Here is an 18,148-nt window from a genome sequence, read left to right as displayed (position 1 = left end):
ATGCGGCGCGAGATGGGAGCGGTTCCTCCGTCGCGGCCGGAATTCGAACGGGAGCCGATCGATGCGAGCGGGGTCGGCGAGGTCGCCCGGCCGTTGTCGCTGGTCGAGCGGCTGCTCAACAACGACGGTCTGCGCAAGATCGCAATCCTGGTTACCCTCGCCGTCGTTTGGGAGGTTTATGCGCGCTGGCTCAATAACCCCCTGCTCTTTCCGTCCTTCAGCGACACCATCGCCACCTTCACGGCCGATGTCGCCAGCGGCACGCTGATCGACCGCGTGCTGACCTCGCTGCGCTCGCTCGTGCTCGGCTATGGCGCGGGGCTTGCGCTTGCGGCGCTGTTCACGACGCTCGCCGTTTCGACCCGCTTCGGCACGGATCTTCTGAACACGCTGACAGCGATGTTCAACCCGCTGCCGGCAATCGCGCTGCTGCCGCTCGCCCTGATCTGGTTCGGCCTGGGCATGGGCTCGCTCGTCTTCGTCATCGTTCATTCGGTGCTCTGGGCGGTGTCGCTCAACACGCTGACCGGCTTTCGCGGTGTGCCGGAGACGCTGCGCATGAGTGGTCGCAACTACGGCCTCACGGGCATGCGCTATGTCGTCCACATCCTCATGCCCGCCGCCTTTCCCGCAATCCTCGCGGGACTCAAGATCGGCTGGGCCTTCGCTTGGCGCACGCTGATCGCGGCCGAGCTCGTTTTCGGAGTATCGTCGCGCTCCGGCGGCCTCGGCTGGTACATTTTCGAGGCACGGGCGGAGCTCGATACCGCACGGGTTTTTTCCGGCCTGCTCGCGGTCATTCTCATCGGCCTTTTCGTGGAATCCGTCATTTTCCGCGTCGTCGAACGGCGCACGGTCCAGCGCTGGGGCATGCAGCAGTAAACCGCGCGCTCGCGTGGAGACACAAAAAACGATTCAACAGGGAGGATAAGTATAATGAAGAACTACATAGCCGGCGGATTTATGATTGGCGCAATCGCCTTGCTTCAGGCAAGCACCGCTGCGGCCGAGACCAGCGAGATCCGCGCAGCCCAGCAATACGGTCTGAGCAGCCTGCCGCTGATGATTATGGAGGATGCCCAGCTCGTCGAGAAGAATGCCAAGAAGCTCGGTCTCGACGATCTGAAAGTTACCTGGCTCAAGCTTGGTGGGCCGGGGGCAATGACGGAAGCGATCGTCTCCGGCGATCTCGACTTCGGCGCCGGCGGTGTGCCCTCGCTGCTCACGCTTTGGGCGCGCACCAAGGGCTTGCCCATGGAAGTGCGCGGCGTGGGCGGTCTGGTGAACATGCCGATGGAGCTGGTCACCACGAATCCGAAGGTGAAGTCGATCCGCGACTTCACCGAGGACGACAAGATCGCGGTCACCACGGTCAAGGTCTCGAACCAGGCGCTTCTCCTGCAGATGGCCGCTGCCAAGGAGTTCGGACCGGAGAACTACGACAAGCTCGACCCGCTCACCGTCTCTCTGCCCCATCCCGAAGCCATGGCGATGCTCCTGTCGGGCGGGAACACCATCATGGCCCATTTCTCGGCACTGCCCTACCAACATCAGGAAAAGAAGGATCCCAGGGTCCACCAGATCCTGAGCAGCTACGATGTGCTCGGCGGACCGGCCAGCAACACGGTCGCCTACACGACCAAGCGGTTTTATGAAGCCAACCCGAAAGCATATGCGGCCTTCGTGGCAGGCATCAAGGAAGCAGTCGATCTCATCAACAAGGACAAACGTGCTGCGGCAGAAGCCTACAAGCGCATAACGGGCACGAAGGAATCGGTCGACGAGCTCTACGCCATGATTGCCGATCCGCAGGTGGAGATGACCTTGACGCCGCAGCAGACCCTGAAGATGGCGACCTTTCTCCACCAGATCGGGCGCATCAAGGTAGCACCGACCTCTTGGAAGGAGTTCTTCTTCGAGAATGTGCACGATCTCAAGGGAAGCTGAGTCACGAAGCGGCTTGCGCAAATATTCGGCCGTTCGGTAAGCCTTTGAGCAGAATTCGGAAATCCGACCCCTCAATCTCGACGGCGGACAATATGGCATCGAATGGCAGCATAGCCTTTCTCGGCATCGGTCTGATGGGCGCACGACAGGCGCGGCGGTTGCTCGAGGCCGGTCAGACCCTGCGGGTATGGAACCGTTCCCGGCAAAAGGCCGAAACGCTCGCGCCGTTCGGCGCGAGTGTCGCCGCGACCGCGGCCGAGGCGGTCTCCTCGGCCGATGTCGTCATCACGATGCTGGAGAACGGCCCGGTGGTGGAGGATGTCCTCTTCCGGCAGGACGTGGCATCGGCGCTGAAGAGGGGCGCGATCGTGGTCGACATGAGCTCGATCGGGGTCGAGGAGGCGCGCAGCCACGCCCGCCGGCTGGCGGACAGCGGAATCGGTCATCTCGATGCGCCGGTCTCGGGCGGCACGGTCGGCGCCGAGCAAGGCACGCTCGCCATCATGGTGGGCGGCAAGGCCGAGGTCTTTGCCCGCGTGGAGCCGCTGCTGAGGCTCATGGGGCGGCCGGCCCATGTCGGGCCGAGCGGGTCGGGGCAACTCGCCAAGCTCGCCAATCAGATCATCGTCGGCGTGACGATCGGCGCGGTTGCCGAGGCGCTCCTGCTGGCCGAAAAGGGCGGTGCCGACCCGGCGAAGGTGCGGCAGGCGCTGCGTGGCGGCTTCGCCGACAGCCGCGTGCTCGACCTGCACGGCGAGCGCATGATCGCGCGGGATTTCACCACGCGCGGGCGCTCCGCGACCCATCTCAAGGATCTCGACAACGCGCTCGGCGCCGCTCGTGCCATCGGCCTCGCCACGCCCTATGCGGAACTGACGGCCGATTTGTTTCGCGGGCTCCTCGCGCATGCGGGCGACCTCGATCACAGCGGGCTCTTCGTCGAGCTTGCGCGGCGCAGTGGAGGCGTCGCATGACGTCGGCGACCTCCTTGCGTGACCAGAAGCCGATCAGACGGCGTAAGCTCTACGAGGAGATCGTCGAGCGGATCGAGACGGCCATTCATGAAGGCGACTATGCGCCGGGCGACCAGTTGCCCGCCGAGCGCGAGCTCATGGAAAGCTATGGTGTCGGGCGCAGCTCCGTGCGGGAGGCACTGTTCGCGCTGCAACGCATGGGCCTCGTCACCATCAATAGCGGCGAGCGGGCGCGCGTTGCGCTGCCGACGCCGAGCACGATCATCAGTGAATTGTCGGGCGTCGCGCGGCATCTTCTGGCCCAGAGCGGCGGCGTGCACCATTTCCAACAGGCGCGTCTCTTGTTTGAGACCGGCGTCGCGCAGCTCGCCGCCGAGCACGCCACCGATGAAGACATCGCCCGGCTCGAAGCCGCGCTCGAGGCCAACCGCAAGGCCATCGGCAAGACGCCCGCCTTCGAGCGTACGGACGTCGCGTTCCATTACGTGCTCGCCGGGATCCCGAAGAATCCGATCTTCACGGCGCTGCATACGGCGCTCGTCGAGTGGCTCACCGAACAGCGCAGCACCTCGCTCAAGGCGCGGGGTGCCGAGCGTGCAGCCTGCCGGGCGCATGAGCGCATCTTCAAGGCAGTCGTTGCACGGGATCCGGCTGCAGCCGCACTCGCCATGCGCGAACATCTGAGCCAAGTCGCCCAATATTATTGGAAGAGCTTCAAGGACTGAACGCGCAACCGACAGCGCTATCAACCCCATCGGCGGCGAGCAATCGCCGGTGTTTGCGATCTTAGGAGGTGCGCGTGAGCGCTTATACGATCATCGTCGAATTTCTGGTCAACTCGCAGGACAGGACTGCCTTCCTCGAACGCGTGACGGCCAATGCCGCCACCTCTCTGCGCGATGAGCCGGGCTGCGAGCGTTTCGACGTGCTCGTACCGAAAGACCAGGCCGATCGCATCGTCCTTTATGAGATCTATCGCGACAAGGCGGCCTTCGACGACCACTGCCGCAGCCCCCACTTCCATGCCTTCGACAAGGCAGTGGCGGGGATGGTCCGCGAAAAACGGCTTATCGAGCTGGACCTCGTGGGCCTCATGCCCACCATTGCGCCGTCGCTTGCAACCGGACTCTGACCGCGCGGCCCCGCCGGTCAGCCGAAGCCAGAAGCTTTTCGGCTGAACGCTGATCTTCATTCTTGCAATGTACTCGTTTGCGTATACGTTATCGGATATGCACTACGAAGAAGCCTCAGCGCAAGCGATCGTCGAACCGACGCCCAAAGCGAGCCCCCGGTCCGCGGAAACCGCCTATCGGCGCGTCAAGCAGCGTATTCTCGACAATGTCTACGCGCCCGGCACGCAGGTGCTCGAACAGGTGCTCGCGGACGACCTCGGCATATCGCGGACGCCGGTGCGGGAGGCGTTGGTTCGCCTCGCGCAGGAAGGTCTCGTCGCCGTCGTGCCGCGCCACGGCATGCGCGTGCTGCCCCTCTCGCCGGATGACATGCGCGAAATCTACGAGGTACTTACGAGCCTCGAACCGACAGCCATCGCGCTTCTGGCCGCCCGCCATCCCTCGGCCGCGGAGAGCGCGCCACTCGTCGAGGCTTGCGCCGCCATGGAAGCGGCGCTCGCGCGCGACGATCTCGACGGCTGGGCAAAGGCGGATGAGCGCTTCCATCTCGGCCTTGTCGAGCTCTGCGGCAATCGTCGCCTCGCGGCCATGGTCATGACGGTATGGGACCAGTCCCACCGGGCGCGCATGTTCACGCTGAAGCTGCGCCCAAAGCCCATCAAGTCCACGCGCGAGCACCGGGCAGCCCTTCAGGCGATCCTCGACGGCGATGCCGACCGGGCCCGCGAACTCTACCGCCGCCACCGCGAACGCGCGGCGGTGGACCTCATGTCCATCATCGAACGCTATGGATTGACCCACCTATGAAAGACAACGCCTTCCGCATTGCCGTAATGCCCGGCGACGGCATCGGGATCGAGGTCACGGAGGCGGCGCTCGCCGTGCTCGACGTCGTCGAACGCCGGCACGGCCTCGCTTTCCGCCGCGAGACCGTTCCGGGCGGAGCCATCCACTACCGCGAGACGGGCGTCGCCCTGCCGGAGGAAGGCTTCAAGGCGGCGGAAGCGGCCGACGCCGTGCTGTTCGGCGCCATGGGGTGGCCGGACGTGCGTTATCCCGACGGCACGGAGATCGCCCCACAGCTCGATCTTCGCGTCCGCATGGAACTCTACGCCGGCGTGCGGCCGATCCGGGCCATCCCCGGCGTGCCGCTTGCGCTCGCTTCCCCGCGCGCCAGCGAGATCGACCTCGTCATTCTGCGCGAGTCGACGGAGGGCATGTTCGCGCTGCGCAAAGACGGCGTCGTGGAAGGCGACAGGCTCGCACGCGACACGATGGTCATCACGCGCGACGTGACCGAGCGGCTGAGCCGCTTTGCGTTCCGCCTGGCGGCCAGACGCGCCGAGCGGCGCGGCCAGCGCGGCAAGGTCACGATCGTCGACAAGGCTAATGTCTTCCGCTCCTTCGCCTTCATGCGCAAGATCTTCTACGAGATCGCGCGCGAGTTTCCGGACGTCGATGCCGCCCATCACTATATCGACGCCATGGCGCTCGATCTCGTGCGCCGGCCGTGGGACTTCGACGTCCTGCCGACGGAGAACCTCTTCGGCGACATTCTCTCCGATCTCGGCGCCGGTCTCGTCGGCGGCATGGGCTTTGCTCCCTCCGCTGATGTCGGCGATGCGCACGCCCTTTTCCAGCCGAGCCACGGCTCGGCGCCGGATATCGCCGGCCGCGGCATCGCCAATCCGACCGCGATGATCCTGTCGCTCGCCATGATGCTCGACTGGCTCGGAGAGCGGCACGGCATGGAGAGCTGCGCGACTGCCGCCCAGGAAATCGAGGATGCGGTCGACGCTGCCTTCGGTGCAGGGGATGTGCGGTCCCACGACATCGGCGGCCGCAGCAGCACCGGCGATATCGCCAAGGCGGTCATCGCCCGCCTCGGCGAGGCCGCCTGAGCCGACACCGCGTTACATGGAAAGGGCCTGATCGGCCCTTTCCCAAAAGGAGAGGGAGGACGACATGAAACGATCAATCTCGACCGTAGTTGCGGCCGTGCTGGCCATGGTATTCGCGGCCGGCACCGCGGCGGCGGAGGCAGACAAGCTGCGCATCGCCAAGCAATATGGCCTCGGCTACGTACAGCTGATGATCATGGAAGAACAGAAGCTCATCGAAAAGCATGCCAAGGCGGCCGGTCTCGGCGACATCACCGTCGAGTGGTCGACTTTCCGGTCGAGCGACGTGATGAACGATGCGCTCATTTCCGGCAATCTGGACTTCGCTAGCCTCGGGCCGACAGGCATCATCACCATCTGGTCGAAAACTCGCGGAAACTTCGATGTGCGCGCGGCAAGCGGCCTCAACGCGATGGCCTGGATGCTGAACGTGCGTGATCCCCGGATCAAATCAATTCGGGACTTCACGGACAACGATCGGATCGCGGTTCCGGCGGTCAAAGTTTCGGGCCAGGCGACTGCACTTGAAATGGCAGCTGCCAAGGAGTGGGGCGACGAGAACTATGACAAGCTCGATCACCTGACCGTGTCACTCGCCCATCCGGACGCAACCGCCATGATGCTCGCCGGCGAAAGCGAGATCGTCGCCAATTTCTCCTCGCCCCCTTATGAATTCATCCAGCTCAAGGATCCGAAGATCCGCACGATCCTGACCTCCGACGAGATTCTCGGCGGGCCGATCTCCTTCAACGTGATCGCGACGACGGGCGAGTTTCGCAAGGACAACCCGAAGCTCTACAAGGCCTTCCTCGACGCCCTCGACGAAGCGACGGCGCTCATCAACAAGGACAAGGCCTGGGCTGCCGACGTCTACGGCCGGATGAGCCGCGACAAGACGCCGAAGGAGGAGATCCTCGCGATCATGAACCATCCCACTTCGCATTTCACGACCGAGGTGCTCAATCTCGGTGCCTTCACCACCTTCCTCGGCAAGGTCGGCCGCCTCAAAAATCCGCCCAAGGACTGGAAAACCGAGATGCTCTTCCCGGAGGCGAAGGCACGTTAAGGAAGGCTCTTGAACCGAACTCCTTCCCCGTGAGGACAGGCAGCGCCGAGGTGCCGCAGAGGAAGCCAGCGGCGCTGCCGACATATGTGAGCGTGACAGGGACGAACGACCATGCAGCGGATTGATCCGGCAATCCGGGGCTAGGCCGCCTGACTGAAACCCTCTACCTGCGCCTTCAGCGCCCGCTGGAACGCTGGCCGCGTCTCACAGCGCTCCCGATAAGCCTTCAGCGTCGGATATGCGTCGAACAGATCCGAATGCCCGATGATCCGCAGCACGTCCGCCATCATCAGGTCGCCCACCGTGAAGCGCTCTTCCAGATAATCTTTATCCCCCAGCGCCTGCGCCAGCATGGAAAGCCTGTCTTTCACGAATGCCTCGACCTGTGGTCGCCGCTCCTTGGCCCACTCCGCGTCCTTGTGGAAGAAATCGATCTCGCCGAGCTGCTGGATCGCGATCTCCACCGAGTTCAGCGCCGCGAACAGCCACGCAATCGCTCGCGCGCGCCCCATCGGGTCCTTCGGCAGCAGCGCCTCACTCGTCTAGGCGATGTAAAGCGCGATGGCGCCGCTCTCGAATAGCAAAAGACCGTCCTCGTCGATCGCTGGCGCCTGTCCGAATGGTTGGCGCATGAGATGCTCGGCCGACCTCTGCGGTGGTCCGAGCTCCACATGGCGCACCTCATAGGGCAGACCCGCCTCCTCCAGCGCCCAGCGCACCCGAAATGCCCGCATCAGCGGCTGCGCGAAGTCCGGAACCCATTTGTACGTCGTCAACGTGATCATATGCGTTTTCTGCTGCGGTTGCAGAACAAGCGCGGCTCCGTCCCGATTAGGAGGCGCAAATCAAGGACGGGCGGAGAGGGCTGGCTCCCGACATTCGGGGCGACTTTTTTGCCCCGGGATTTCACGGCTTCAGGCGAGGCAGTCGCGGCATCCCGCTCCCCGACGCGCAGGGAGCTGCCGGGCACGACGCGTGAATATATCCGGCTCATGTCAATGCCCGCGTCAGGCACCACAATTGGCCCGCGTCACGCACCAAAATTGCGATTCCGGACGTTAGTCACTCAAAAATCACTTCTTGTAATATCGCCGGCGGAGGCACATATTCACGAGGTCGATAAATGGCAAGATGAACTTTAGTCCGGCAGTATGTCACTAAGTTCTTTTTTCCTGAAATTGCGATTTCGACGGCCCGCATCTTTGCGGGCGAGCCAGATGTACAAAATATGGAAGGGATTCCCATGCCCACGGGAACCGTAAAATGGTTCAATGCCCAGAAAGGCTTTGGATTTATCGCGCCAGATGATGGCGGCAACGACGCGTTCGTTCACATCAGTGCCGTCGAGCGCGCCGGTATGAACGACCTGCGCGAAGGTCAGAAGGTGAGCTTCGAGCTCGTCACCGACCAAAGAAGCGGCAAGATGTCCGCCGACAAGCTCCAGCCGCTGAGCTGATTGCACGCCATCGGCGGCAGCGGACGTCCGAGCTCGCCGATACCGTATCGCCCGTATCAAGTCGCCCTCCGATGTGATGGCGGCCTGGATGAGCGCTGCGAAAGCCTCTGCCATGTTAGGGCGCTCGGCGCCTTTCAGCCCCGCGCCCCTCGAGGTCACGGGGCTTTTCGTTTCTCAGACACTCATCAAGCAGCACGACATATAGGAGACGGGCATGGCCAAGGGTCAGCAACGCGGCAATCGAGAAGCCAAGAAGCCGAAGAAGCCGAAGAAGGAGCCCGTGGCGGAGGTCACCTTTGCCAAGGGGTCCCCGGCCTCGATCGGAGTTCCCAAAAAGAAGAGCTGAGGTGATGCCGTGACCGTCCCGAGCCGGGAACGACGGTCGCGTTCAGGCATTCAATCAGCTGACGGGACACGATGGCCCGCGGCTGGCGGGCACCCATCAATTGGCAGCCGACAAGGCGGAGATCCCCGACGTCTCCGTTGGTTGCCGGCGCATGCCTAAGATGGTGCCTATCGGCCGCCTGCGCGCCTGGCACGTCCAGGCCTGGCACATCCAGCATGTCTTCAATCCGAGCAAGTCTTCAATTCGGAGGACTAGCGAACGCGTTGAAAGCCGGCGTCCGGGCCTCGCCCGTCCGCCCAACAAGAGGACGATCGGTCATGAATTATCTCGGTGGACTTCGGGGAGCCGGTCTTCTGGTGTGCGGCAACGTGCCCGTGGCGCGGACGCAATATGACTTCGACGGCTACCTCTCGGAGGCCGGAGAGGTGACGAGCTGTGGCGAAATCCGCCTTTCTGCATCGGCGCTGAGGGGGGTATTCGGCCGCACCGACGTGCAGTTGAGGACCGCCGAGGGACGGCTGCTGAAACTTCGGTTTTCCGAGAAGCGCCTGTCGTCGGACGATGGCGCTGCGCATGTCGATGTCGTCGGCGAATTGCCGGCGGCAGCCGATTGGCGCCGCCGGTCAGGACGGCGCGATTTCGTCCCGATGCAAACGAATCGTCCTCGCTCCGCCCGCCCTATCCGGGCGTCACGCGAAGCTTAGTGACCACGCCGCAGCTACCACAAACCTCCTCGGGCGCTGTCCGCGCATGCCTCTGGCACCGATCTTGACCGGAAGGCATTCATGAACTCGTTCGCTCATTTTCCTCGTATTTCCCGCGATCAATTGCTGCCATGGAAAGGCCGCGGGTGGGCAGGCACCGTCTGGAGCGATGCCGCGCCGATCCGAGAGGAACTGTTCGGGGTCGAGCGGCTGGAACAGCACGCTGAAAGCCTGGCAGCCGCCCAGCCGATCACGTCGAAGCCGCCGCAGGCCCCTTCCCTCCATAATCGGCTGAAAAGCAACGCCACCGCCCTGCTCGCTGCCTATCGCGCGACAGCAGTCGTCGTCGAGGGCGGGCATGCCGTGGTGCCGGCGGCGGAATGGCTGCTCGATAACTACCATCTCGTCGAAGAACAGATCCGCGAGATACGCGACGACCTTCCCCCCGGCTATTATCGGCAATTGCCGAAGCTCGCCGAAGGGCCATTCGCGGGCTATCCCCGCGTGCTGGGCATCGCCTGGGCCTATGTCGCGCACACGGACAGCCATTTCGATCCCGACGTGCTGCGCCGTTTCATTGCTGCCTATCAGCGCGTCCAGCCGCTGACGATCGGCGAATTGTGGGCCGTCGCGATCACGCTGCGCATCGTGCTCATCGAGAACCTGCGCCGGCTCGCCGATCAGATCACGCTCGGGCGCCAATCGCGTCGGGACGCCGATCTCCTCGCTGACCGGCTCTACGCCTCGGGAGAAGCCCGCTCTGCACTCGACGCGGATATCCTGATCCGCTCGCCGGAGCCGCTGAGCGAAGTCTTCGCCGCTCAGCTCGTCAAGCGGCTGAGGGACCAGGATCCTCGCACGACGCCGGCTCTCGGGTGGCTGGAGGAACGGCTGAGGGCGCAAGGCGCATCGATCGACGGCGTGGTTGAACATGCCCAGCAGCGGCTGGGGGCCTCCAACGTCAGCGTGCGCAATGTCATTACCAGCATGCGGCTGATCTCCGACATCGACTGGGCCGAACTCTTCGAGAGCGTGAGCCTGGTCGATGACCGGCTGCGGGCGGGCAGCGCCTTCGATGCCATGGATTTTCCGACCCGCAACCTCTATCGGAGCGCGATCGAGCAGCTCGCCCGCGGCTCGGAGGTGTCCGAACTGAGCATCGCCGAGCTCGCCCTGAAGGCAGCATCTACCGCGTCAGACGGCAAAGAGGCGGAGCCTGCCCGGGATCCGGGCTATTATCTGATTGCCGAAGGACGCAGCAAGCTCGAGCGGACGATCCATTTCCGCCCGCCGTTCAGGCTCGGCCTCAGCCGCCTCAGCATCCGGCTCGGTATCGGCGGATATATCGGAACGATCCTTGCCGCCACGCTCGGCCTCATCGCGCTCGCGCTTTGGGCGCTGTCCACGGCCGGCCTTTCCGGCGGCTGGCTCGCCGTGCTCGCGCTGCTTGGCTTCATTCCGGCGAGCGAGGTCGCGACGGCCCTCGTGAACCGGGCGGTGGCCTGGATGTTCGGCGTCACCAGCCTGCCCGGTCTCGAACTCGCCGAGGGTGTTCCAACCTCGCTGCGCACCCTCGTCGCCGTGCCGGTGCTGCTCACCAGCGAGGCCGACCTGCTGGAACAGATCGAACGGCTCGAGGTCCATTTTCTTTCCGGCGCCGGCGGCGAACTCACTTTTGCCCTGCTATCGGACGGCATCGACGCCGACCAGGAGGTCTTGGCCGGGGACGCCGCTCTGCTCGACCGGGCCGTCATGGCGATCGAGCAGCTGAACCAGCGGCACGGCCCCGGCCCGAGCGGCGACCGCTTCCTTCTGCTGCACCGTCGGCGCCGGTTCAATCCCGGCGAGAACAAGTGGATGGGCTGGGAGCGCAAGCGCGGCAAGCTGCATGAGCTCAACCGTCTCCTGCGCGGTGCCGACGATACCTCCTTCATGCCCATCGCCGGCCGGCCGCCACAGGTTCCCGCCGATGTGCGCTATGTCATCACGCTCGATGCCGACACCCGCCTGCCGCGCGACACCGCGCTGCGGCTAATCGGCAAGATGGCGCATCCGCTGAACCGCCCCAAATTCAGCGCGGCTGCGCAACGGGTGGTCGGCGGCTACGCCATTCTCCAGCCGCGGGTCACGCCCTCGCTGCCGATCGGCCGCGAAGGCTCGTTCTACCAGCAGGTCATTTCCGGCCCTGGCGGCATGGACCCTTACGCGGCGGCTGTATCCGACGTCTATCAGGACCTGTTCGGAGAAGGCTCCTATACGGGCAAAGGCATCTATGAGATCGACACCTTCGAGGCGTCCCTTGCCGGCCGGATCCCGGAAAACACGCTCCTCAGCCACGATCTTCTAGAGGGCGTGTTCGCACGCGCCGGCCTTGCGTCGGATGTGGAGGTCGTTGAGGAATTTCCCTCCCGCTACGATGTCGTCGCCAGGCGGCAGCATCGCTGGACGCGCGGCGACTGGCAGCTCCTTCCTTGGATTCTCGCACCCGGAAAAGGCCCACGAGCGATCACGCCGGTTGGCCGCTGGAAGATGCTCGACAATCTCCGGCGCTCGGTGCTGGCCCCGCTCACCTTCCTCACCCTCTTCGCGTGCTGGCTGCTTCCCCTGCCGGCCGCGCTCGTGGGCACGCTATTGGTGCTGTGCGCTCTCGCGGTTCCGGCATTCCTGCCGATCCTGTTCTCGGTCCTTCCGGGCCGGGCCGACATACGTCTGCGCAGCCATGTCGCCCGCCTCGCGGCCGAACTGCGGCTCGCCGTCGCCCAGACTTCGATGTCGCTCGTCTTTTTGCCCGATCAGGCGTGGCAGGCGGGCGACGCCCTCATCCGGACCCTGGTGCGATTGCTCGTGACGCGCCGCCATCTTCTGGAATGGACAACCGCGGCCAAGTCCTCGGCCGGTCCGCGGCTGGATGTCCTCGGCTTCTATCGGAAGCTGGCCGGCGGTACGTCGCTTGCCCTCGCCCTGACGGTGGCCACGCTCGTCCTTGCGCCCTCTTCCTGGCCGGTCGTGCTACCGTTCGCCCTGCTCTGGCTCTGGGCGCCGCTTGTTGCACAATGGGCAAGCCGCTCGCCTACCGCCCCGCAGCGCCGCGCGGTTCTCGATGCCGACGCGAACGACCTGCGTTTGATCGCACGCCGCACCTGGCGCTACTTCGAGACCTTCGTCACGCCGGCCGAAAACATGCTTCCTCCCGACAATTTTCAGGAGGAACCGACCCCCGTCGTCGCGCATCGGACATCACCGACCAACATCGGCCTCTATTTGCTATCGGCCGTGGCAGCCCGCGACTTCGGCTGGGCAGGCACGACGCAGACCATCGAGCGACTGGAAGCGACGTTCGAAACGCTGAAAAGACTGCCACGCTTCCGCGGGCATTTCTTCAATTGGTACGGCACACAGGATCTCGCGGCGCTGCCGCCCGCCTATGTCTCGTCTGTCGACAGCGGTAATCTCGCCGGCCATCTCATTGCGCTGGCCAATGCCTGCGAAGAGTGGCTGGACGCCTACGTCAACCCGAATGCCCGCCAGGGCGTGGCCGATGCCCTCGCGCTGTCGCGCGCGGCGATGGCGACGCTGCCGACCGCCGGCAGCGACCAGGGGCGTGCGCTGGCCGCGGTGCTGGACGAGATCGACGCGCAATTGAACGGCGTTCAGGCCTTCGAGGCCCTCGCCCCCACCCTGAACCGCCTCGTCGACAAGGCCGCCAAAATCGCGCGGGGTGTCATCCCGACCGTGGACGACGACAGCTCCACGGACATCGCCTACTGGATCGATGCCATCGGCAAGGTCGTGGCTGAACACGACCGCGACCGCCTCGGTGTCGCCGAGGCGCCGGAGAACCTGAAACGTCGCCTCCGGGTGCTCGCCGACACCGCGCGCGCTCTGGCCATGGAAATGGATTTCGCCTTTCTTCTCGATCCGAAGCGGAAGCTGCTCTCGATCGGCTATTCGCTTGCCGATAACGGGCTCGACCCGAGCTGCTACGACCTCCTGGCGTCCGAAGCGCGTCTTGCCAGCCTGTTCGCCATTGCCAAGGGCGATGCGCCGACCCGCCATTGGTTCCGGCTCGGCCGGCTCTCGACGCCGCTCGGGAGCGGCTCGGCTCTGATTTCATGGTCCGGGTCGATGTTCGAATATCTCATGCCATCGCTCGTGATGCGCGCGCCGGCCGGAAGCGTGCTCGAACAGACAAACCGCCTCGTGGTCGAGCGGCAGCAAGCTTATGGCCGGTCGCTGGGCATTCCGTGGGGCATGTCGGAATCCGCATACAACGCCCGCGACATGGAATTCACCTACCAGTATTCGAATTTCGGCGTGCCCGGTCTCGGTCTCAAGCGTGGGCTTTCCGACAACATCGTCACCGCGCCCTATGCGACCGGTCTCGCCAGCATGGTGGATCCGCGGCGCGCCCGGGAAAACTATGACCGCCTCGCCCGAATGGGCGCGGAGGGCCGCTACGGCTTCTACGAAGCACTCGACTTCACGCGCTCGCGCGTTCCGGAGGGCGAGGACGTGGCGATCGTGCGCAACTTCATGGCCCATCACCAGGGCATGACCATCGTCGCCATTGCCAACACGCTGCGCGAAGGCGAGATGCGCGCTAGGTTCCATCGCGAGCCGATGATCCAGGCGAGCGAATTGCTGCTGCAGGAGCGCATGCCGCGCGATGTCGTCGTGGCCCATCCCCGTGCCGAAGAGGTCCGAGCATCGGCCGGAGAGGCCCACAACGATGCTGCGACGGTGCGCCGCCTCACGGGGTCCGCAACCGGGGCGCCCATCACGCATCTGCTGTCGAACGGTCGCTACGCCGTCATGGTCACCGCGGCCGGAGGCGGCTACAGCCGCTGGCGCGACATTGCCGTGACGCGCTGGCGCGAGGACGCGACCCGCGACGACTGCGGCTCCTTCATCTTCGCCCGTGACATCCAGAGCGGCGACATCTGGTCCGCCACTGCGCAACCGATGGAAGGTGCGAGCGGCGAAGGAGATGTCGTGTTCGGCGAGGACCACGCCGAGTTCAACCATCGCGACACCGGTCTGACGACCACGATCGACGTCATCGTGTCAGGCGAGATCAATGGCGAGGTCCGGCGCGTTTCATTGACCAACAGCGGACGGCGGCTCCGCGAGATCGAGCTGACGTCTTATGCCGAGCTCGTCCTCACCACGCCCGCCGCCGACAATGCGCACCCGGCCTTCGCCAAGATGTTCGTGCAGACCGAGCATCTGCCGGAATTCGGCGCCCTGCTTGCCACGCGCCGCCCTCGCACGCCGGGCGAGCCGCAGATATGGGCGGCGCATTTCGCCGTCGTGGAAGGCGAGTTAGCCGCCGGTCCGCAGTATGAGACCGACCGTGCCCGCTTCATCGGCCGCGGCCGCGGCCTCGGCACGGCTGATGCGATCTCGGCCGACCGGTCCTTGTCGAACACCGTAGGCACGGTGCTGGACCCCATCTTCTCGCTGCGCCAGAGCCTGCGCATCGCGCCGGGCAAAGCCGCGCGCGTCGCTTTCTGGACGGTGGTCGCCTCCTCGCGGGACGAACTCCTCGACCTCATCGATACTCACCACGACCGCAACGCGTTCGACCGGGCCAAGACCTTGGCGTGGACGCAGGCCCAGGTCCAGCTTCGGCACATCGACGTGCGGGTGGAGGAAGCCGCCGACTTCCAGCGGCTCGCCGCGCCGCTGCTCTACGCAGATCGGCGTTTCCGGTCACCATCGGATGCGATCGCCCGGGGTGCTGGTCCGCAGTCCGGCCTTTGGCAGCATTCCATCTCCGGCGACCTGCCGATCATCGTGCTGCGCATCGACGACGTCGAGGACATCGCGCAGGTGCGCCAATTGCTGCGTGCTCACGAGTATTGGCGGATGAAGCGCCTTGCCGTGGACCTCGTCATCATCAACGAGCGCGCCTCCTCCTATGTGCAGGATCTCCAGATCGCCATCGAGACGGCGGTGCGCAGCAACGCGTCCCGTCCGCTCCTCGGCGCGGAGCTGGCGCAGGGTTCGGTCTATGCCTTGCGCGCCGATCTCATGAGCGTGGAGTCGCGTGCGCTTCTGCAGTCGATCGCCCGCGCCGTGCTGGTGGCGCGTCGCGGCAGCATCGCCGATCAGCTCGCCCGCCTGCACCAGCCCTATGATCCGCCGGCCCCCAGTGACCGTGGCCGCCGGCCGGCTTCCGTGCGGGACGCAGCCCCGCTCCGCGATCAGCCAGCCCTCGAGTTTTTCAACGGCCTCGGCGGCTTCGACAGGGACGGACGGGAATATGTGACGATCCTCCGGCAGGATCAGACGACGCCGGCCCCCTGGATCAACGTGGTCGCCAATTCCGCCTTCGGCTTCCAGGTCTCCGCCGAGGGCAGCGGCTATACCTGGGCAGCCAACAGCCGCGAGAACCAGATCACCCAATGGTCGAACGACGCGGTCGCCGACCCGGTTTCGGAGGCGATCTATGTGCGGGACGAGGTGACTGGCGATCTGTGGAGCCCGACCGCGCAGCCGATCCGCGACGGCGGCATCTATGTGGCGCGGCACGGGTTCGGCTACAGCCGTTTCGAGCATGAGGCGAACGGCGTCGCACTCGACCTGCTGCAGTTCGTGCCGCTGGACGATCCCATCAAGATTTCCCGCCTGAAGCTCACCAACCGGTCCGGCAAGCCTCGTCGGCTCTCCGTTACCGCCTATGCGGAATGGGTGCTCGGGACAGTGCGCGGGGCATCGGCCCCGTTCATAACCACCGAACTGGATGGCGAGACCGGCGCGATGCTTGCACGCAATCCATGGAGCACCACATTCGCCTCCCGTATCGCCTTCGCCGATCTCGGCGGCCGGCAGACCGCCTGGACCGGTAACCGCACCGAGTTTCTCGGCCACAACGGCGGACCCGCCTCCCCTCTCGGCCTCGTGGGAAAGGCTCCCCTTTCGGGCAACACCGGCGCGGGCTTCGATCCTTGCGCCGCCTTGCAGACGGTCGTGGACCTCGGCATTGGCGAGACCGTCGAGGTCGTCTCCTTCATCGGCCAATGCGCCTCGCTGGAAGAAGCACGGGCGCTGGTCGCGCGGTATCGAAAGACCGACCTCGATGCCGTTCTCGCCTCCGTGACCGATCACTGGAATGGGGTGCTCGGCGCGGTCCAAGTCAAGACGCCAGACCGGGCGATGGACATCATGTTGAACGGCTGGCTGCTTTACCAGACGCTCGCCTGCCGCATCACCGCGCGCTCCGCCTTCTACCAGGCGAGCGGTGCCTACGGCTTCCGCGACCAGCTGCAAGACGGCATGGCGCTGACGTTGACGCTGCCGGCGGAAACGCGCGGCCATATTCTGCGTGCCGCGGGGCGGCAGTTCATGGAAGGCGACGTCCAGCATTGGTGGCTGCCGCAATCGGGCCAGGGTGTGCGCACCCGCATCTCAGACGATCATGTATGGCTCGCCTTCGCCACGGCGACCTATGTCGAGGGCTCGGGCGAGGCCACGATCCTCGACGAGAGCGTACCGTATCTGGAAGGGCCGCAATTGCGGCCGGAGGAGCACGAGCATTTCTTTCAACCGATGCTAGCCGACACGTCGGCCTCGCTGTTCGAGCATTGTGCCCGCGGCCTCGACCACGCTCTTTCGCTCACCGGCGAACTGGGCCTCCCGCTGATGGGCACGGGCGACTGGAACGACGGGATGAATCGCGTCGGCGCAGGCGGCAAGGGGGAAAGCGTCTGGCTCGGCTGGCTGCTGATACGCACTATCCAACTCTTCGCGCCGCTCGCGGACGAGCGCGCTCCCGAACGTGCCCGACGCTGGCGCGCCCATGCAGCCTCGGTGCAGCAAGCGCTGGAGCGATCGGCATGGGACGGTGAATGGTATCGCCGGGCGACTTTCGATGACGGCACCTGGCTCGGCTCCAAGGACAGCGATGAGTGCCGCATCGATTCCATCGCGCAGTCCTGGGCGGTACTGTCCGGCGCCGCCGATCCCGCCCGTGCCAGCACGGCCATGGCCTCGCTCGAGCGCCATCTGATCCGCCGCGACGAGGGGCTTGCCCTGCTCTTCACGCCGCCCTTCGATGAAACGCCGCTCGACCCCGGCTACATCAAGGGCTATCCGCCAGGCCTGCGCGAGAACGGCGGACAATACAGCCACGCCGCAATGTGGGCGGTGCTCGCCTTCGCCAAGCTGGGCGCGGGCGACAAGGCGCATGATCTTTTCGCGCTGCTCAATCCGATCAACCATGCCCGTACGCCGGAGGCGGCGGAGCGCTACAAGGTCGAGCCCTATGTCGTCGCGGCCGACATCTATTCGGTCGCGCCTCACGCGGGGCGGGGCGGCTGGACCTGGTACACGGGCTCTGCCGGCTGGATGCATCGCGCCGGCGTCGAAGGCATTCTCGGCATTCGCCGCGTGGGCGACGTCCTCCTCGTCGATCCCCGCATCCCCGCGGACTGGCCGGGATTCGAGGCGACGGTGAAGATCGGGGAAACGGTCTGCAAGATCGAGGTTCGATCTGCCGGTAGGGAAGCGGGCGGCGAGCCCCATTCGGTGCTGGACGGACTGCGCGTTCCCTCACCCGACAGAGGCGCGCGCATCCCGCTCGACGGCAGCGCGCACGATCTGCTGTTGCTCATCTGACG

At 65.1% G+C, this 18,148-nt stretch carries 14 protein-coding genes; 12 read left to right on the top strand and 2 right to left on the bottom strand.

The features are described from left to right. Positions 1-12: 12 nt before the first annotated feature. The 8 genes from ACFQU1_RS12415 to ACFQU1_RS12380 all read left to right on the top strand — a co-directional run bounded on the left by ACFQU1_RS12415 (position 13) and on the right by ACFQU1_RS12380 (position 7,021). Positions 13-882, top strand: a complete 870-nt coding sequence (locus ACFQU1_RS12415; protein WP_378134036.1) for an ABC transporter permease — start codon at positions 13-15, stop codon at positions 880-882. Positions 883-936: 54 nt separating this feature from the next. Beyond that, the gene (locus ACFQU1_RS12410) at positions 937-1,947 is read left to right on the top strand and encodes an ABC transporter substrate-binding protein (protein WP_378132895.1); all 1,011 of its coding nucleotides are present in this window, start codon (positions 937-939) and stop codon (positions 1,945-1,947) included. A gap of 92 nt (positions 1,948-2,039) precedes the next feature. Continuing rightward, positions 2,040-2,921, top strand: a complete 882-nt coding sequence (locus ACFQU1_RS12405; RefSeq protein WP_378132893.1) for an NAD(P)-dependent oxidoreductase — start codon at positions 2,040-2,042, stop codon at positions 2,919-2,921. Then, a complete protein-coding gene (gene nanR / locus ACFQU1_RS12400; RefSeq protein WP_378132891.1) occupies positions 2,918-3,646 on the top strand; it encodes a transcriptional regulator NanR in 729 nt (242 codons plus the stop codon). The genes ACFQU1_RS12405 and nanR overlap by 4 nt, the downstream gene beginning before the upstream one ends. A gap of 74 nt (positions 3,647-3,720) precedes the next feature. Further along, positions 3,721-4,053 (top strand): putative quinol monooxygenase, encoded by a 333-nt coding sequence (locus ACFQU1_RS12395; protein WP_378132889.1) that lies wholly within the window; start codon positions 3,721-3,723, stop codon positions 4,051-4,053. A 97-nt stretch (positions 4,054-4,150) separates the two neighbouring features. Further along, positions 4,151-4,861, top strand: a complete 711-nt coding sequence (locus ACFQU1_RS12390) for a GntR family transcriptional regulator (RefSeq protein WP_378132887.1) — start codon at positions 4,151-4,153, stop codon at positions 4,859-4,861. Continuing rightward, entirely contained in the window at positions 4,858-5,955 is a 1,098-nt protein-coding gene (locus ACFQU1_RS12385; protein ID WP_378132885.1) for an isocitrate/isopropylmalate dehydrogenase family protein, read from the top strand. Before ACFQU1_RS12390 ends, ACFQU1_RS12385 begins: the two co-directional genes overlap by 4 nt. 64 nt (positions 5,956-6,019) lie before the next feature. Next, positions 6,020-7,021, top strand: coding sequence for an ABC transporter substrate-binding protein (locus ACFQU1_RS12380; protein ID WP_378132883.1), 1,002 nt, complete (start codon positions 6,020-6,022; stop codon positions 7,019-7,021). 140 nt (positions 7,022-7,161) lie between these two features. Here the strand turns inward: ACFQU1_RS12380 and ACFQU1_RS12375 are convergent, their stop codons facing one another. Both ACFQU1_RS12375 and ACFQU1_RS12370 read right to left on the bottom strand, forming a co-directional pair. Beyond that, positions 7,162-7,533 (bottom strand): glutathione S-transferase family protein, encoded by a 372-nt coding sequence (locus tag ACFQU1_RS12375; protein ID WP_378132881.1) that lies wholly within the window; start codon positions 7,531-7,533, stop codon positions 7,162-7,164. Between the two features lie 30 nt (positions 7,534-7,563). Beyond that, a complete protein-coding gene (locus ACFQU1_RS12370; RefSeq protein ID WP_378132879.1) occupies positions 7,564-7,806 on the bottom strand; it encodes a glutathione S-transferase N-terminal domain-containing protein in 243 nt (80 codons plus the stop codon). A gap of 458 nt (positions 7,807-8,264) precedes the next feature. Here ACFQU1_RS12370 and ACFQU1_RS12365 point away from each other — a divergent pair, with 458 nt between their 5' ends. From ACFQU1_RS12365 to ACFQU1_RS12350, 4 genes are all read left to right on the top strand, one after another. Then, positions 8,265-8,477 (top strand): cold-shock protein, encoded by a 213-nt coding sequence (locus ACFQU1_RS12365; protein ID WP_378132877.1) that lies wholly within the window; start codon positions 8,265-8,267, stop codon positions 8,475-8,477. A 214-nt stretch (positions 8,478-8,691) separates the two neighbouring features. Continuing rightward, positions 8,692-8,823, top strand: a complete 132-nt coding sequence (locus ACFQU1_RS12360) for a hypothetical protein (protein ID WP_378132875.1) — start codon at positions 8,692-8,694, stop codon at positions 8,821-8,823. A 317-nt stretch (positions 8,824-9,140) separates the two neighbouring features. Then, positions 9,141-9,527, top strand: coding sequence for a hypothetical protein (locus tag ACFQU1_RS12355; protein ID WP_378132873.1), 387 nt, complete (start codon positions 9,141-9,143; stop codon positions 9,525-9,527). An 81-nt stretch (positions 9,528-9,608) separates the two neighbouring features. After that, positions 9,609-18,146: a GH36-type glycosyl hydrolase domain-containing protein gene (locus ACFQU1_RS12350; RefSeq protein WP_378132871.1), complete on the top strand. Its 8,538-nt coding sequence runs from the start codon at positions 9,609-9,611 to the stop codon at positions 18,144-18,146. Positions 18,147-18,148 lie beyond the last annotated feature (2 nt).

The sequence above is a fragment of the Chelatococcus sp. GCM10030263 genome, from assembly GCF_042666455.1.
Taxonomy (GTDB): Bacteria; Pseudomonadota; Alphaproteobacteria; order Rhizobiales; family Beijerinckiaceae; genus Chelatococcus.
Note: the sequence above shows the minus strand (reverse complement) of the source record. Positions and strands in the feature narration are given on the sequence as shown.

What these genes read in the sequence shown, in the direction of transcription:
- nanR (WP_378132891.1), top strand. Translation starts at nt 2,918, where the DNA reads ATGACGTCGGCGACCTCCTTGCGTGACCAGAAGCCGATCAGACGGCGT.
- ACFQU1_RS12370 (WP_378132879.1), bottom strand. Translation starts at nt 7,806, where the DNA reads ATGATCACGTTGACGACGTACAAATGGGTTCCGGACTTCGCGCAGCCG.
- ACFQU1_RS12410 (WP_378132895.1), top strand. Translation starts at nt 937, where the DNA reads ATGAAGAACTACATAGCCGGCGGATTTATGATTGGCGCAATCGCCTTG.
- ACFQU1_RS12375 (WP_378132881.1), bottom strand. Translation starts at nt 7,533, where the DNA reads ATGGGGCGCGCGCGAGCGATTGCGTGGCTGTTCGCGGCGCTGAACTCG.
- ACFQU1_RS12355 (WP_378132873.1), top strand. Translation starts at nt 9,141, where the DNA reads ATGAATTATCTCGGTGGACTTCGGGGAGCCGGTCTTCTGGTGTGCGGC.
- ACFQU1_RS12390 (WP_378132887.1), top strand. Translation starts at nt 4,151, where the DNA reads ATGCACTACGAAGAAGCCTCAGCGCAAGCGATCGTCGAACCGACGCCC.
- ACFQU1_RS12415 (WP_378134036.1), top strand. Translation starts at nt 13, where the DNA reads ATGGGAGCGGTTCCTCCGTCGCGGCCGGAATTCGAACGGGAGCCGATC.
- ACFQU1_RS12350 (WP_378132871.1), top strand. Translation starts at nt 9,609, where the DNA reads ATGAACTCGTTCGCTCATTTTCCTCGTATTTCCCGCGATCAATTGCTG.
- ACFQU1_RS12385 (WP_378132885.1), top strand. Translation starts at nt 4,858, where the DNA reads ATGAAAGACAACGCCTTCCGCATTGCCGTAATGCCCGGCGACGGCATC.
- ACFQU1_RS12405 (WP_378132893.1), top strand. Translation starts at nt 2,040, where the DNA reads ATGGCATCGAATGGCAGCATAGCCTTTCTCGGCATCGGTCTGATGGGC.
- ACFQU1_RS12365 (WP_378132877.1), top strand. Translation starts at nt 8,265, where the DNA reads ATGCCCACGGGAACCGTAAAATGGTTCAATGCCCAGAAAGGCTTTGGA.
- ACFQU1_RS12380 (WP_378132883.1), top strand. Translation starts at nt 6,020, where the DNA reads ATGAAACGATCAATCTCGACCGTAGTTGCGGCCGTGCTGGCCATGGTA.
- ACFQU1_RS12360 (WP_378132875.1), top strand. Translation starts at nt 8,692, where the DNA reads ATGGCCAAGGGTCAGCAACGCGGCAATCGAGAAGCCAAGAAGCCGAAG.